The sequence below is a fragment of the Kitasatospora sp. NPDC101157 genome (genome assembly GCF_044768255.1).
In the GTDB taxonomy this organism is placed as follows: domain Bacteria; phylum Actinomycetota; class Actinomycetes; order Streptomycetales; family Streptomycetaceae; genus Kitasatospora.
In genome coordinates this window covers 90,825-104,945 of record NZ_JBIWPL010000010.1, presented here as the reverse complement: position 1 = coordinate 104,945, position 14,121 = coordinate 90,825, and the positions used below count along the sequence as shown (strand labels likewise).

General features: G+C 71.8%; 15 protein-coding genes. 6 read left to right on the top strand and 9 right to left on the bottom strand.

Going from position 1 to position 14,121, the window contains the following annotated elements; all coding sequences use genetic code 11:
* Positions 1 to 15: 15 nt before the first annotated feature.
* The 4 genes from ACIRVF_RS21350 to ACIRVF_RS21335 all read left to right on the top strand — a co-directional run bounded on the left by ACIRVF_RS21350 (position 16) and on the right by ACIRVF_RS21335 (position 5,849).
* A complete protein-coding gene (locus ACIRVF_RS21350) occupies positions 16 to 1,305 on the top strand; it encodes a PTS transporter subunit EIIC (RefSeq protein WP_402820216.1) in 1,290 nt (429 codons plus the stop codon).
* 531 nt (positions 1,306 to 1,836) lie between these two features.
* Entirely contained in the window at positions 1,837 to 3,096 is a 1,260-nt protein-coding gene (locus ACIRVF_RS21345) for a PTS transporter subunit EIIC (RefSeq protein WP_402819855.1), read from the top strand.
* Positions 3,097 to 3,459: 363 nt separating this feature from the next.
* On the top strand, positions 3,460 to 4,566 hold the full coding sequence (locus tag ACIRVF_RS21340) for an LLM class flavin-dependent oxidoreductase (protein ID WP_402819852.1): 1,107 nt from the start codon (positions 3,460 to 3,462) through the stop codon (positions 4,564 to 4,566).
* The gene (locus ACIRVF_RS21335; RefSeq protein WP_402819849.1) at positions 4,563 to 5,849 is read left to right on the top strand and encodes an LLM class flavin-dependent oxidoreductase; all 1,287 of its coding nucleotides are present in this window, start codon (positions 4,563 to 4,565) and stop codon (positions 5,847 to 5,849) included. Before ACIRVF_RS21340 ends, ACIRVF_RS21335 begins: the two co-directional genes overlap by 4 nt.
* A 6-nt stretch (positions 5,850 to 5,855) precedes the next feature.
* Here ACIRVF_RS21335 and ACIRVF_RS21330 read toward each other — a convergent pair whose 3' ends face one another.
* On the bottom strand, positions 5,856 to 6,602 hold the full coding sequence (locus ACIRVF_RS21330) for an MBL fold metallo-hydrolase (RefSeq protein ID WP_402819846.1): 747 nt from the start codon (positions 6,600 to 6,602) through the stop codon (positions 5,856 to 5,858).
* Positions 6,603 to 6,841: 239 nt separating this feature from the next.
* The gene (locus ACIRVF_RS21325) at positions 6,842 to 7,030 is read right to left on the bottom strand and encodes a MerR family transcriptional regulator (protein ID WP_402819843.1); all 189 of its coding nucleotides are present in this window, start codon (positions 7,028 to 7,030) and stop codon (positions 6,842 to 6,844) included.
* A gap of 188 nt (positions 7,031 to 7,218) precedes the next feature.
* Here ACIRVF_RS21325 and ACIRVF_RS21320 point away from each other — a divergent pair, with 188 nt between their 5' ends.
* Positions 7,219 to 7,671, top strand: coding sequence for a type II toxin-antitoxin system PemK/MazF family toxin (locus ACIRVF_RS21320; protein ID WP_402819840.1), 453 nt, complete (start codon positions 7,219 to 7,221; stop codon positions 7,669 to 7,671).
* Positions 7,672 to 7,710: 39 nt separating this feature from the next.
* Here the strand turns inward: ACIRVF_RS21320 and ACIRVF_RS21315 are convergent, their stop codons facing one another.
* The 7 genes from ACIRVF_RS21315 to clpS form a co-directional block, all read right to left on the bottom strand.
* Entirely contained in the window at positions 7,711 to 8,679 is a 969-nt protein-coding gene (locus tag ACIRVF_RS21315) for a PLP-dependent cysteine synthase family protein (RefSeq protein ID WP_402819837.1), read from the bottom strand.
* A gap of 75 nt (positions 8,680 to 8,754) precedes the next feature.
* On the bottom strand, positions 8,755 to 9,033 hold the full coding sequence (locus tag ACIRVF_RS21310) for a MoaD/ThiS family protein (protein WP_402819834.1): 279 nt from the start codon (positions 9,031 to 9,033) through the stop codon (positions 8,755 to 8,757).
* Positions 9,034 to 9,154: 121 nt separating this feature from the next.
* Positions 9,155 to 9,274, bottom strand: a complete 120-nt coding sequence (locus tag ACIRVF_RS21305) for a putative leader peptide (protein WP_317621128.1) — start codon at positions 9,272 to 9,274, stop codon at positions 9,155 to 9,157.
* 139 nt (positions 9,275 to 9,413) lie between these two features.
* A complete protein-coding gene (locus ACIRVF_RS21300; RefSeq protein ID WP_402819831.1) occupies positions 9,414 to 9,845 on the bottom strand; it encodes a Mov34/MPN/PAD-1 family protein in 432 nt (143 codons plus the stop codon).
* A gap of 54 nt (positions 9,846 to 9,899) precedes the next feature.
* A complete protein-coding gene (locus tag ACIRVF_RS21295; RefSeq protein WP_402819828.1) occupies positions 9,900 to 11,354 on the bottom strand; it encodes an amino acid permease in 1,455 nt (484 codons plus the stop codon).
* Positions 11,355 to 11,575: 221 nt separating this feature from the next.
* On the bottom strand, positions 11,576 to 12,148 hold the full coding sequence (locus tag ACIRVF_RS21290; RefSeq protein WP_402819825.1) for a DUF2017 domain-containing protein: 573 nt from the start codon (positions 12,146 to 12,148) through the stop codon (positions 11,576 to 11,578).
* A gap of 83 nt (positions 12,149 to 12,231) precedes the next feature.
* Positions 12,232 to 12,525, bottom strand: coding sequence for an ATP-dependent Clp protease adapter ClpS (gene clpS / locus ACIRVF_RS21285; RefSeq protein ID WP_030284071.1), 294 nt, complete (start codon positions 12,523 to 12,525; stop codon positions 12,232 to 12,234).
* Between the two features lie 140 nt (positions 12,526 to 12,665).
* Here clpS and ACIRVF_RS21280 point away from each other — a divergent pair, with 140 nt between their 5' ends.
* The gene (locus ACIRVF_RS21280) at positions 12,666 to 13,982 is read left to right on the top strand and encodes a nicotinate phosphoribosyltransferase (RefSeq protein ID WP_402819822.1); all 1,317 of its coding nucleotides are present in this window, start codon (positions 12,666 to 12,668) and stop codon (positions 13,980 to 13,982) included.
* Positions 13,983 to 14,121 lie beyond the last annotated feature (139 nt).

Sequence of the window (14,121 nt, the reverse complement as noted above, 5' to 3'; positions counted from 1 at the left end):
CCCGGAGGGCGGATGATGAGTTCGGCAGGCGCCACGGCCCCGCGGACCACGTGGTGGCACACCTTCTACGGCGGGCTCCAGAAGATGGGCCGCTCGCTGCAGCTGCCGGTCGCGGTACTGCCCGCGGCGGGCATCCTCAACCGGCTCGGCCAGCCGGACGTCTTCGGGAAGGACGGCCTGGGCTGGACGAACGTCGCCAAGGTGTTCGCGGCGGCCGGCGGCGCTCTGCTGGATTCCGCGCTCGGCCTGCCGATGCTGTTCTGCATCGGGGTCGCGATCGGCATGGCCAAGAAGGCGGACGGCTCGACGGCGCTGGCGGCCGTGGTCGGCTTCCTCGTCTACTACCAGGTTCTGCACGCCTTCCCGGAGCACTGCAAGCCGCCGACCGTGCTGGTCAGCGACCAGTGCGTGGACTACACCTCGGCGAAGGCGGCCAGCGCGACGTACCAGAACCCGGGGGTCCTCGGCGGCATCCTGATCGGCCTGATGTCGGCCTGGCTGTGGGTGCGCTTCCACCGCACCAGGCTGGTCGACTGGCTCGGCTTCTTCAACGGCCGCCGTCTGGTGCCGATGATCACCGCCCTGGTCGGCACACTGACCGCGGTCGTCGCGCTGTGGGTGTGGCCCCCGGTCGGCCGCGGTCTGAACGACTTCTCGCAGAACCTCGCCGATCTCGGCGCGGGCGGCGCGGGCATCTTCGGCGTCTTCAACCGCGCGCTGCTGCTGATCGGTATGCACCAGCTGCTGAACACCTTCGTCTGGTTCCAGTTCGGCGAGTTCACGAAGGCCGACGGCACCGTCGTGCACGGCGACATCCCGCGTTTCCTGGCGGGGGACCCGACCGCCGGCCAGTTCCAGTCCGGATTCTTCCCGATCATGATGTTCGCGCTGCCCGCCGCGGCACTCGCGATCGCCCACTCGGCCAAGCCGCACCGCCGCAAGGAGATCTACGGCCTGATGCTCTCGGTCGGCCTGACCTCCTTCGTCACCGGCGTCACCGAGCCGATCGAGTACTCCTTCGCCTACATCGCCCCGGCCCTGTACGCCGTGCACGCGCTGCTGACCGGCGCCTCGATGGCGGTCACCTGGGGGCTGGGGGTGCACGACGGCTTCAGCTTCTCGGCGGGTCTGATCGACTACGTCATCAACTGGGGGCTGGCCACCAAACCATGGATGATCATCGTCATCGGGCTGTGCTTCGCCGTGGTGTACTACGCGCTCTTCCGTTTCATCATCGTCAAATTCGACCTGAAAACCCCGGGGCGCGAGGACGAGGCGGAGGTGGAGGACGTCACCAAGGCCTGAATTGCTCCCCGGGCGTCACCCGGAAAGGCCCTCGGACCCGCCGGTCCGAGGGCTCTCGGCATTTCGAGAAAGGACCGAATTCCCCGTCCAACGCCCGTCGAAAAGGTAATTCGGTCGCGATCCGCCCGGCGGAGGCGGTTCTGGACGGGTGCCGACCACGGCCCGGGCGACGTCCCAGCGGCGCGTCCGCGACCCTCCGGTCACTCTCAGCAGCAGCCGCACGCACCGGCGAGCGGCCCGGTCGCCCCGACCCGGCCCCGCGACCCCGCCCCGGCCCGGGCGCCGCAAGGGCTCCGCGCTTTTTGTTGCGCAAATAGCCAAAATCACAATCGCGGCTGAAATCATGATCGTCGTTCCGGGGCTAGGTTTCGATTTCATAGCGCTTCCCGGCGGCGGCGCTATCCGGGGTTCCCCGACTTCTCCACCCGTGCTACAAAACTGGTCTACACCACGTGTGGTGTAGACCAGTTCGCGGTCCGGCCCCGTGTGCCTTCCCCCGACCGACCGCCATGCCGTTAGGAACCCACCCCCATGAGTCAGTCTGCGCAGGCACCGGCGCCCGCCAAGGCTCCGACGCCGATCAAGAAGTTCGGCAACAGCGTCCTTCCCGGCCTCCAGAAGGTCGGCCGCAGCCTCCAGCTGCCGATCGCCGTCCTCCCGGCCGCCGGTCTGCTGGCGCGCCTGGGCCAGCCCGACGTCCATGAGAAGTGGCACTTCCCCGCGAAGCTCGTCGAGGTCTTCGGCGCCGCGGGCACCGCCGTCACCGGCGCGCTGCCGCTGCTGTTCTGCGTCGGCATCGCGATCGGCTACGCCAAGAAGGCCGACGGTTCCACGGCGCTGGCCGCGCTGGTCGGCTACCTGGTCTTCAAGAACGTCCTGACCGCGTTTCCGGCTCACGGCACCGTCACCGAGGCCCTCCCGGCGGGCAAGCCGCAGGACCCGGGCGTGCTCGGCGGCATCGTGGTCGGTCTGCTCGCGGCCATCCTGTGGCAGCGGTTCCACCGCACCAAGCTGGTCGACTGGCTGGGCTTCTTCAACGGCCGCCGCCTGGTGCCGATCATCATGGCCTTCGTCGGCACCGGCCTGGGCGTCATCTTCGGCCTCGGCTGGCAGCCCATCGGCGACGCGATCTCGCACGTCAACAACGGCCTGGTGGGTGCGGGCGCGGTCGGCGCCGGTCTGTTCGGCCTGATCAACCGCGCGCTGATCCCGATCGGCATGCACCAGTTCGTCAACACCTACGCCTGGTTCCAGACCGGTGACTACACCGACGCCCACGGCACCGTCGTCCACGGCGACATCAACCGCTTCCTGGCGGGCGACCCGACCGCCGGCCAGTTCCAGGCCGGCTTCTACCCGATCATGATGTTCGCGCTGCCGGCCGCCGCCCTCGCGATCGCCCACTGCGCCCGCCCCGAGCGCCGCAAGGCCGTCACCGGCATGATGATCTCGATCGCGCTGACCAGCTTCGTCACCGGTGTCACCGAGCCGATCGAGTTCACCTTCCTCTTCATCGCCCCGGCCCTGTACGCCATCCACGCCGTACTGACCGCCGTCTCGATGGCCCTCACCTGGGCGCTCGGCATCCACCACGGTTTCAGCTTCTCGGCCGGCCTGATCGACTACACGATCAACTTCAGCCTGGCCAAGAATCCGCTGCTGATCATCCCGATCGGCCTGGTCTTCGCCGCGATCTACTACTTCGTGTTCCGCTTCGCGATCACCAAGTTCAACCTCAAGACCCCCGGTCGCGAGGACGACGCCGAGATCGAGGACATCACCAAGGCCTGACCTCCCGCTCCGAAGGCCCCGCCCCACCGCCGCTCCCCCGGCGGCCGGGCGGGGCCTTCGGCATGTCCGCAGGGCGGGAACGGCGGTTGACGAACCGACGGACGCCCTGGTCAACTGAAGCCGTGTATCCCTCGTGCCCGCTGGTGACCCGCAGCCACATCGACTTCGGTCGCGTGTGGTCCGCGGCGTGTCGCGGCTGAGCCGACCCCTCCCCCCGCCGCCGCCCGGCTGACGACTTCGCCCGGCGCCGGCCGTCCTCCCCCTTCCGCGCGGCCGCGCGCCCGTACCCGTGCCCGTACCCGGCGCCGGAACGGGCCCCGCCGCTGCCCGCGCGCATCCGCACGAGGAAAGCCAGGCCCCGCCATGCCCCGCCAGTTGCACCTCTCCGCCGCCATCGACCTCGCCATCGACACCACCGCAGACACCACCGCAGGCACTGCCGCAGACACCACCGCCGACAGCCCCCGCCGCCTTGACCCCGGCCACTACGCCGCCCTCGCCCGGCTCGCCGAGCGGGCCGGCCTGGACTTCGTCACCCTGGACGACTCCTTCACCGCCGAACCGAGCCGCCCCGACGCGCTCGCCACCCTCGCCCGGATCGCGCCGCTGACCTCGCGGATCGGCCTGGTCCCCACCGTCACCACCACCCACACCGAGCCCTTCCACACCTCGATCTCGCTCAACACCCTGGACTGGGTGAGCGAGGGCCGGGCCGGCTGGCTGGTCGGCGTCTCCACCACCGAGGCCGAGGCGAAGGCCTTCGGCCGCCGCCCGGTCGCCCCCGAGGACGAGCTGTGGGCCGAGGCGGCCGACGCCGCCGAGGTCGCCGCCCGGCTCTGGGACAGCTGGGAGGACGACGCGGAGATCCGCGACACCGCCACCGGCCGGTTCGTCGACCGCGACAAGCTGCACTACATCGACTTCGAGGGCCGGCACTTCTCCGTCCGCGGTCCCTCCATCACCCCGCGACCGCCCCAGGGGCGCCCGGTGGTCGCGGTACCGGTGGCCGCCGCCGACCTCGCCCGCGACGCCTCCCCCGGTGGGCGCGCCCGGGTCACCACCGCCATCCGGTACGCCGACGTCGTGCTGCTCGACGCCCCCGACCGGGCCGCCCGGCTGACCGCCGCCACCGAACTGCGACTGCGCTCCGGCGAACAGCTGCGCATCCTCGCCCGGCTCGACGCCGCCCTGCCCGACCGGGCCGCCGAACAGCGGCTGCTCACCGAACTCACCGCCACCGGCACCGGCGTGGACGGCTTCCACCTCGTCCCCGCCGACCCCGAACGCGACCTGACCGCCCTCGCCGGGCGGATCGCCCCCGCCCTGCGCGAGGCCGGGCTGCTGCGCACCGGGTACTCCGGCCGCACCCTGCGCGACCACCTCGGCCTGGCCCGTCCGGCCAGCCGCTACGCCGTCGCCCGCACTCCCGCCGCGCATGCCGCCACCGCCCTGGCGGAGGTGGCCCGATGACGGACCGTCCGCTCAAGCAGGTCCACCTCGCCGCGCACTTCCCCGGCGTCAACAACACCACGGTGTGGAGCGACCCGGCCTCCGGCAGCCACATCGAGTTCGCCTCCTTCCGCCACCTCGCGCGAACCGCCGAGCGCGGGAAGTTCGACTTCTTCTTCCTCGCCGAGGGGCTGCGGCTGCGCGAGACCAAGGGCCGCATCCACGATCTGGACGTGGTCGGCCGCCCCGAGTCGATCACCGTGCTGAACGCCCTGGCCGCCGTCACCGAACGGATCGGCCTGGCCGCCACGGTGAACGCCACCTTCAACGAACCGTACGAACTCGCCCGCCGCTTCGCCTCCCTGGACCACCTCTCCGGCGGCCGCGCGGCCTGGAACGTGGTCACCTCCTCGGACGCCTTCACCGGGGAGAACTTCCGCCGCGGCGGCTACCTGGACCGCGCCGACCGCTACACCCGGGCCGCCGAATCCGTCCAGCTGGTAAAGGAGTTCTGGGACGCCGGGGAGGAACCCGTCCGGCACCGCGGACCCCAGTTCGAGGTCGAGGGCCGGCTCTCGCTGCCCCGACCGCCGCAGGGCCACCCGGTGGTCATCCAGGCCGGCGACTCCGCCGAGGGCCGGGAGTTCGCCGCCGCCACCGCCGACGTCGTCTTCAGCCGGCACTCCGACCTCGACGCCGGCCGGGCCTTCCACGCCGACGTCAAGGGCCGGTTGGCCGGCTACGGGCGCGAGCCGCACGAGCTGAAGATCATGCCGGCCGCCACCTTCGTCCTCGGCGACACCGACGCCGACGCGGCCGAGCGCGCCGCCGAGGTCCGCCGGGCCCAGGTCGGGCCGCGGACCGCGATCGCCTTCCTGGAGCAGGTCTGGGGCGTCGACCTCTCCGACCACGACCCGGACGGACCGCTGCCGGGCGTCGACCCCGACCCGGACAGCGCGCTGGTCCAGGGCCGGGTCCGCGTCCCGGACCCGCTGGGCACCGCCGAACGCTGGCGCGCCCTGGCCGCCGAGAAGGGGCTGAGCAGTCGCGAGCTGGTCATCGAGGTGACCGGTCGGCAGACCTTCGTCGGCTCCCCCGCCACCGTCGCCGAGCGGATCGACCACTTCGTCCAGCAGGACGCGGCCGACGGCTTCGTCCTGGTCCCGCACCTGACCCCGGGCGGCCTGGACGAGTTCGTCGACCGGGTCGTTCCGCTGCTCCAGGAGCGCGGGGTCTTCCGCACCGAGTACACCGGCCCGACCCTGCGCGACCACCTCGGCCTGCCGGTCCCCGAGCGGCGCTGAGACGGGTCAGATCTCGTACACCGCGCCGGCCCGGGCCAGCTCGACCGGGCCGGCGTAGGCGGCGGCCGCGTCACGGCGGTTGTGCTCGGCGTCGGTCCACGGCGGGATGTGGGTGAGGACCAGCCGGTGGGCCCCGGCGGCGGCGGCGTGCTCGCCGGCCTCCCGGCCGTTCAGGTGGACGGCCCGGTAGGTGTCGCGCCCGTCGAGGTACGCGGCCTCGCAGAGGAACAGGTCGGTGTCGCGGGCGAGTTCGACCAGTGCGGGGCTCTCACCGGTGTCGCCGGAGTACACCAGCGAGCGGCCGCCGTGCTCCAGCCGGAAGGCGAAGGCGTCGACGGGGTGGTTGACCTGGGCGACGGAGACCCGGAACGGGCCGAGTTCGAAGCTGCCCGGGGTGAGCGTGCGGAACTCGAACACCTCCTTCATTCCGGGGTTCTCCGGCATGTCGTACGCGCGGGCGAGCCGCTCGGCGGTGCCGGCCGGGCCGTACACCGGCAGCAGGTCGGGGCAGCCCTCGGCGCGGTAGTTGCGGGCGACCCAGTAGGCGCACAGGTCGACGCAGTGGTCCGCGTGCAGGTGGCTGAGCAGGACGGCGTCGACGTCGTAGAGGCTGGTGTACTTCTGCAGCGCGCCGAGGGCGCCGTTGCCGAGGTCCAGCACCACCCGGTAGCCGTCGGCCTCGACCAGGTAGCTGGAGCACGGCGAGTCGGCGGACGGGAAGCTCCCCGAGCACCCCACCACGGTCAGTTTCATCCGAGCCCCTCCGCCCCGACACGTCCTGGCTGCTGCTGGGCTGCTTTTCATGTTGTTGGAGCGGCATGGAAAACAGCATGGAAAACAGCATGGAAAACCGCAGGCCGGGCCGGTGGACCGGCCGGTAGCACTGCGTTGGTGTGTCGAGGGTAAGGGCGGAGCGGCACTTTGCCCCCGTCCCCGTGCCGGGCTGTGGCTGGAATCACCCAGACCGCCGGGGCGGGGGCGGCGCGGTCGGTTCAGCGGTGCCGGGGGCGGTTGCGGGCCCAGGAGCGGATGGTCCCGGGGTACCAGCGGGGGTGTCCCCTGTCGTCGACCACGTCCGGGTCGGGCAGCAGGCCGTGCCGCCGGTAGCTGCGGACGGTCTCGGGCCGGACGTCGATGTGCCGGGCGATCTCGGCGTAGGACCAGAGTTCGGAACTCCTCACGAAGGCACCTCCGGGGGGCGGGGGCGGACGTTCCCGAGGCAGCCTTTCCGGGCGACACCGGGGCGTAGCCGACAGAACGGGCTTCGTGGCCGTTCCGTGACGAAACTGGAGCAACACCCGGACGAATGCCCGACTTTCACAGCCGCCACGGTGGTGGCGTTCACCACCGGCCCGGTACGGTTCGCCGCATGACTGGTATCTGGGTGGTCCTGGCCGTGGCGGGCGTCGCCGTCCTGGCGGCCGTCGCGGCGGCTCTGGCAAGGCGCACCCGGCCGGCCGCGCGTCCGACCGGCCCGACCGGCCCGCGGCCGCGCCCGGGTGCCGGGGGCGGACCGGAGCCGCAGGAGATCTGGTGGGCGGAGGTGCCGTTCGAGGACGGCCCGGGCTCCAAGGACCGCCCCTGCCTGGTGCTGCGGGTGCACGGCCGGGCCGCCACCGTCGCGAAGATCACCAGCAAGCACCACGCCGAGCGCCCGGGCGTGCTGCCGCTGCCGCCCGGTTCGGTGGGCGACCGGCAGGGCCGGGCCAGCTGGCTGGAGACCGACGAGCTGCGCGAGGTACCGCTGTCGGCCTTCCGCCGCCGGGCCGGCACGGTGGACCGCCAGGTCTGGGCCCGGGCCCAGCGGTCGCTGCAGAACTAGGGCCCGGCCGGCGGATCTTCCCGGGCGGGCCCTGGCTGCTCAGGCCCAGAGCTGGCCCTGCAGCGCCTCGACCGCCGCCTCGGTGGACTCGGCGGTGTAGATGCCGGTGGACAGGTACTTCCAGCCGCCGTCGGCGACGACGAAGACGATGTCCGCGCGTTCCCCGGCGGCCGCCGCCTTGCGGCCGACGCCGAGCGCGGCGTGCAGGATGGCGCCGGTCGAGACGCCCGCGAAGATGCCTTCCTGCTGGAGGAGTTCGCGGGTGCGGCGGACGGCGTCCGCGGAGCCGACCGAGAAGCGGGTGGTGAGCACCTCGGCGTCGTACAGCTCGGGCACGAAGCCCTCGTCGAGGTTGCGCAGCCCGTACACCAGGTCGTCGTAGCGCGGTTCGGCGGCGACGATCCTCACGCCGGGGACCTTCTCGCGCAGGTAGCGGCCGACGCCCATCAGGGTGCCGGTGGTGCCGAGGCCGGCCACGAAGTGGGTGACGGTCGGCAGGTCGGCGAGGATCTCGGGGCCGGTGGTGGTGTAGTGGGCGCCCGCGTTGTCGGGGTTGCCGTACTGGTAGAGCATCACCCAGTCGGGGTGCTCGGCAGCGATCTCCTTGGCGATCCGGACGGCGGTGTTGGAGCCGCCGGCGGCCGGGGAGGAGATGATCTCGGCGCCCCACATCCGGAGCAGTTCGCGTCGTTCCTCGCTGGTGTTCTCGGGCATCACGCAGACCATCCGGTAGCCCTTGAGCTTGGCGGCCATGGCGAGCGAGATGCCGGTGTTGCCGCTGGTGGGCTCCAGGACGGTGCAGCCGGGGGTGAGCCGGCCGTCGGCCTCGGCGCGCTCGATCATGTGCAGCGCGGGGCGGTCCTTGATCGAGCCGGTGGGGTTGCGGTCCTCCAGCTTGGCCCACAGGTTCACCAGGCCCCCGTCGTTGCCCGGGACGGCGGCGGACAGCCGCGGCAGGCGTACCAGCGGGGTGTTGCCGACGGCTTCGAGCGGACTGTCGTATCGCAAGGGAGGCCTCCGGCCACGGCGGTGGGGGTGAACAGGGGTGGTGCCCCCGGCCCTGCGGGCGGGGGCACCAGGATGTCAGCGGGCGCCGCCGGCCACGGCGGGCAGGATGGTGACGCTGTCGCCGTCGGCGAGGGCGGTGGAGATGCCGTCCAGGAACCGGACGTCCTCGTCGTTCAGGTAGACGTTGACGAAGCGGCGCAGCTCGCCGCCCTCGACCAGGCGGGCGGCGATGCCCGGGTGGCGGGCGTCGAGGTCGGTGAAGAGTTCCCCGAGGTTGCTGCCGTTGCCCTCGACGGCCTTGGCGCCGTCGGTGTAGGTGCGGAGGATGGTCGGGATGCGGACCTCGATGGCCATGGGTGCGCTCCTGTGCGAGTCGTGGAGGTGGGTGGGCCGCAGCGGGCGCGGCAGGGCGGAGGGTCCCCGGGGCTCGGCGCCGCTGGGGAGGCGGCGGGGCCCGGGTGGGGCGGGGCGGCTCTCAGCGCGAGCGCGCGGGCGTGCCGGGACAGATCGCGCCGGCGTGCCGGCACAGGTCGATGTGCAGGCGCGCCACGAGGCGGGTGCCCGGGGCCTGGTTGCTCACATCGACGGAACGCATGGGCTCATCGTATAGATTCCCGGGCCCGCTCCGACATGCCCGTCTCGTGATCCGGATGTTGTCGTTTCCGATGTTGAGACGAAGCGGGCCCGCCGCCCGCTCGCGGCGGGTCGGCGGGCCGGGTCCAGGTGGGTGCCGGTCAGGCCGGGTAGGCCTCGACGACCTGGACGTCTTCCTCCGTGATCTCGCCGTCCACGATGCGGAACGAGCGGAACTGGTAGGGGTCGTCCTCGCCGTTGCCGTCGGCGGTGGAGACCAGGACGTAGTGGGCGAACGGCTCGGAGGCGTAGCTCACGTCGGTGCGGGAGGGGTAGGCCTCGGTGGCGGTGTGCGAGTGGTAGACGATCACCGGCTCCTCGTCCAGGTCGTCCATCTCGCGGTAGAGCTTCAACAGGTCGCCCGAGTCGAACTCGTAGAAGGTGGGCGAGCGGGCCGCGTTGAGCATCGGGACGAACCGCTCGGGGCGGCCGCTGCCGGCCGGTCCGGCGACCACGCCGCAGGCCTCGTCCGGGTGGTCGGCGCGGGCGTGGGCCACGATCCGGTCGCGGATTTCTCGGGTGATGGTCAGCATGTGGTCAGGATAGACACGCCCCGCCGGATGTCCGGCGGGGCGTCCGAGTCGCGGTCAGCGGGCGTCCGCGTTGCCGCTGCCGGCGTGCAGGTGGTCGTGGGCGGGGCCGTGGACGGCCTGCGGGTTGCGGCGCTTGAGCACCTGGTAGCCGACCACCAGCAGCAGGGCCCAGCCCGGGAAGACGTACAGCGAGATCCGGTTGTCCTTGTCCAGGGCGATCAGCACCACGACCATGGCCAGGAAGGCGAGGGCGGTCCAGTTGACCCAGGCGCCGCCGGGGGCCTTGAAGGTGGGCGGCGGCAGGTGGCCGGCCCGCCAGGCCTTGCGGTAGCGGATCTGGGATATCAGGATCATCGCCCAGGTCCACAGTCCGCAGACCGTGGCGACCGAGGTGATGTACTCGAACGCCCGCGCCGGGACGAGGTAGTTGAGTACCACGCCGGCGCCCATCAGCAGGCAGGACAGGGTGATCGCGACGGCGGGGGTGCGGCGGCTGTTGAGCTTGGTGAGCCGTCCGGGGGCCTGGCCGCGCAGGGCGAGGTCGCGCAGCATGCGTCCGGTGGAGTACATGCCGGAGTTGCAGGAGGAGAGGGCTGCGGTGAGCACCACGAAGTTGATGATGCCGGCCGCGGCCGGTATGCCGATCTTGCCGAAGGCGGCGACGAACGGGCTGACGCCGGGCTGGAACTCGGTCCACGGGACGAGCGAGAGGATGACCACCAGGGCGCCGATGTAGAACAGCGCGATGCGCCATGGCAGGGTGTTGATGGCGCGCGGGAGGGTCTTCTCGGGGTTCTGGCTCTCGCCCGCGGTGACGCCGACGAGTTCGACGCCGAGGTAGGCGAACATGACGATCTGCAGGGTCATCACGGTGGCGCCGATGCCCTTGGGGAAGAAGCCGCCGTTCTGCCAGAGGTTGCTGACCGACGCGGTGTCACCGGCCTTGCTGAAACCGAGGGTCAGCACGCCGATGCCGATGAGGATCATGCCGATGATGGCGGTGACCTTGACCATGGAGAACCAGAACTCGATCTCGCCGAACAGCTTCACCGAGATCAGGTTGGCCGCGTAGAGGATCACCAGGAAGGTCAGCGCGCTGGCCCACTGGGGTATGCCGGGGGCCCAGAACTTGACGTACACGGCGGCGGCGGTGGTCTCCGCCATGCCGGTGACGACCCAGAACAGCCAGTACGTCCAGCCGGTGACGTAGCCGGCGAAGGGGCCGAGGAACTCGCGGGCGTACTCGGCGAAGCTGCCGGAGACCGGGCGGTAGGTGAGCAGTTCGCCGAGGGCGCGCATGATCACGAAGATCACCAGGCCGGCCACCGCGTAGGACAGGATGAGGCTCGGTCCGGACTTGGAGATGGCGGTGCCGGCGCCGAGGAAGAGGCCGGTGCCGATCGCGCCGCCGATGGCGATCATCTGGATCTGGCGGCTGCCCAGCCCCCGCTCGTAGCCCTCCTCGTCCGGTTTCGCATCGACCACCTGGTCGTAGATCTGCTCGGCCATGCTCACCGTCCTGGGTGGGTCGCGTTTGTGGGGAGAAGTCGTACCACGCACGGTCCGGATAGCGGTGTTCATCTGAGCGATATTTGAGCATGTCCTGTTATATTTTGCCCGTTTTATGCGAAAATGCCCCGGCCAATCGTCCACATGCTGGACGGAACGGCCGGGGCGTGCCCGAAAGCGGGCAGGATCACCCGGGAGAGTGGGGCGGAAACCGCCCGGGCTCAGTCGGTGATCGCCTCCAGCAGCGACTCCTGGAGCGCCCCCAGCCACAGGTAGGCCATCACCAGCGGCTTGCGCTCGTCACCGTCCGGCAGCTCGTAGAGGCCCTGCTCGTCCTCCTCGGAGACCTCCAGCCGCACCCCGAGGGTCAGCCGCAGGTCGTTCAGCGCGCCCAGCCAGTGCAGGCAGTCGCCGGCCGCCAGCTTGAGCACCCCGGCGCCGCCGAGGCCGTCCAGCGCCCGGACCACCTGCAGCGCGTCGTCCCGCTTGCGGGCCCGCAGGTCGACCTCGGTGTAGCGGCGGAACTCGGCGGCGGCGGCGCGGGCCTCCTCGTCCGCCGGCGCGGCCGGGTCCCCGTAGGCGTCCGGGAAGAGCCGGGCCAGCGCCGGGTCGGCGGGCGCCTCGGACGGACCCTCGGCGAACAGCGCCGCCAGCGGGTCCTCGCCGTCCCCGCCCGGCCCGGGGCCGATCAGCTCCAGCATCTGCACTTCCAGCGACCGCAGGATGGAGGCCTCCACCTCGTCCAGTGCGATCGCCGCGCCACCACCGCCGGCGCTCTCGAACAACCCAGCCATCTGTATCGGTCAGCCCGTCTTCGTCGTCTTCGGCCGCGCCGCCGGACCGGCGGGCGGTCAGTCACTGTGCGCCGGATGGGCGATCAGTCGTGCTGCAGCGTCGCCCACAGGCCGTAGCCGTGCATCGCCTGGACGTCCCGCTCCATCTCCTCGCGGGACCCGCTGGACACCACCGCCCGGCCCTTGGTGTGCACGTCCATCATCAGCTTCCGGGCCTTGTCCTTCGGGTACCCGAAGTAGGCCTGGAACACGTACTGGACATAGCTCATGAGATTGACCGGGTCGTTGTGCACGATGGTCACCCAGGGCGTGTCCGGCTCGGTCACCGGTTGTCCTTCGACCTCCGGGCGCTCGATCTCCACGGGCGCGACACTCACCGCCGGGCCTCCTCGTTGCACACTCGTCCGTGACTCCTCATGGCCCATGCTGCCATCCGGGGGACCCCCGGGCGATTCCGGCCCGGCTCCCGGGACGAGAAATCGTCACTCTGACGCTAAGTGGTAGTAGCATCATCTCCATGGACGCCACTTCAGTGCGCGCGGCCGGGTCGACCGCGCTCCTCACCGACCGCTACGAGCTCACCATGCTGCAGGCCGCCCTGCGCAGCGGGGCCGCGCACCGCCGCTCCGTCTTCGAGGTGTTCACCCGGCGCCTGCCCAGCGGCCGCCGCTACGGCGTCATGGCCGGCACCGGCCGGGTGCTGGACGCCGTCGAGAACTTCCGCTTCGGGACGGCCCAGCTGGACTGGCTCTCCGACCAGCGCGTGGTCGACGAGGACACCCTGCGGTTCCTCGCCGACTACCGCTTCCGCGGCGACATCCACGGCTACCCCGAGGGCGAGGTCTACTTCCCCGGATCGCCGGTGCTCACCGTCGAGGGCAGCTTCGCCGAGACGGTGATCCTGGAGACGGTGATCCTCTCCATCCTCAACTTCGACTCCGCCATCGCGGCCGCCGCCTCCCGGATGACCGCCGCGGCCGGCGCCCGTCCGGTGATCGAACTGGGCGCCCGCCGGGCCCACGAGCAGGCCGCCGTCGCCGCCGCCCGGGCCTCCTACGTGGCCGGCTTCGCCGCCACCTCCGACCTGGAGGCGGGCTTCCTGCACGGCATCCCGACCACCGGCACCTCCGCGCACGCCTTCACCCTGGTGCACGACACCGAGCGGGACGCCTTCCGGGCGCAGATCGACTCGATGGGCCGGGGCACCACCCTGCTGATCGACACCTTCGACCTGCGCGAGGCCGTCCGCACCGCCGTCGAGGTGGCCGGGCCGGAGCTGGGCGCGGTCCGGATCGACTCCGGCGACCTCATCCTGGCGGCCCACCGGGTCCGCCGTCAGCTGGACGAACTCGGCGCCGGCAAGACCCGGATCATCGTCACCTCGGACCTCGACGAGTACGCGATCGCCGCCCTCGCCGCCGCCCCGGTGGACGGCTACGGCGTCGGCACCAGCCTGGTCACCGGCAGCGGCCACCCGACCTGCGCGATGGTCTACAAGCTGGTCGCCCGCGCCGAGACCCCGGACGGCCCGCTGGTGCCGGTCGCCAAGCGGGCGGCCGGCGGCAAGACCAGCATCGGCGGGCGCAAGTGGGCCGCCCGGCGCCCCGACGCCGAGGGCGTCGCGGAGGCCGAGGTGATCGGCACCGGACCGGTCCCGGACGAGCTGCGGCCGCACCTGATGCAGGTACCGCTGGTGCTGGCCGGTGAGACCGTCGGCCGAGAGCCGCTGACGGCCGCCCGCGAACGGCACATCCGGGCCCGCGCGGCGCTGCCGCTGTCGGCCACCCAGCTCTCCAAGGGCGACCCGGTCATCCCCACCGAACTGGTCGGCTGATCCGCCGGTCCGCACCGAGGGCGTCCGCGCGGCCAGGCGTCGGGCCGCCGGGCCCGCTCCCGGACTCCCGGCGCCACCCCGCGGGAGGGGCGCCCGAAGCCGGGTCCCAAGCCTTCCGCCGCCGCACGCCACTCCCTAG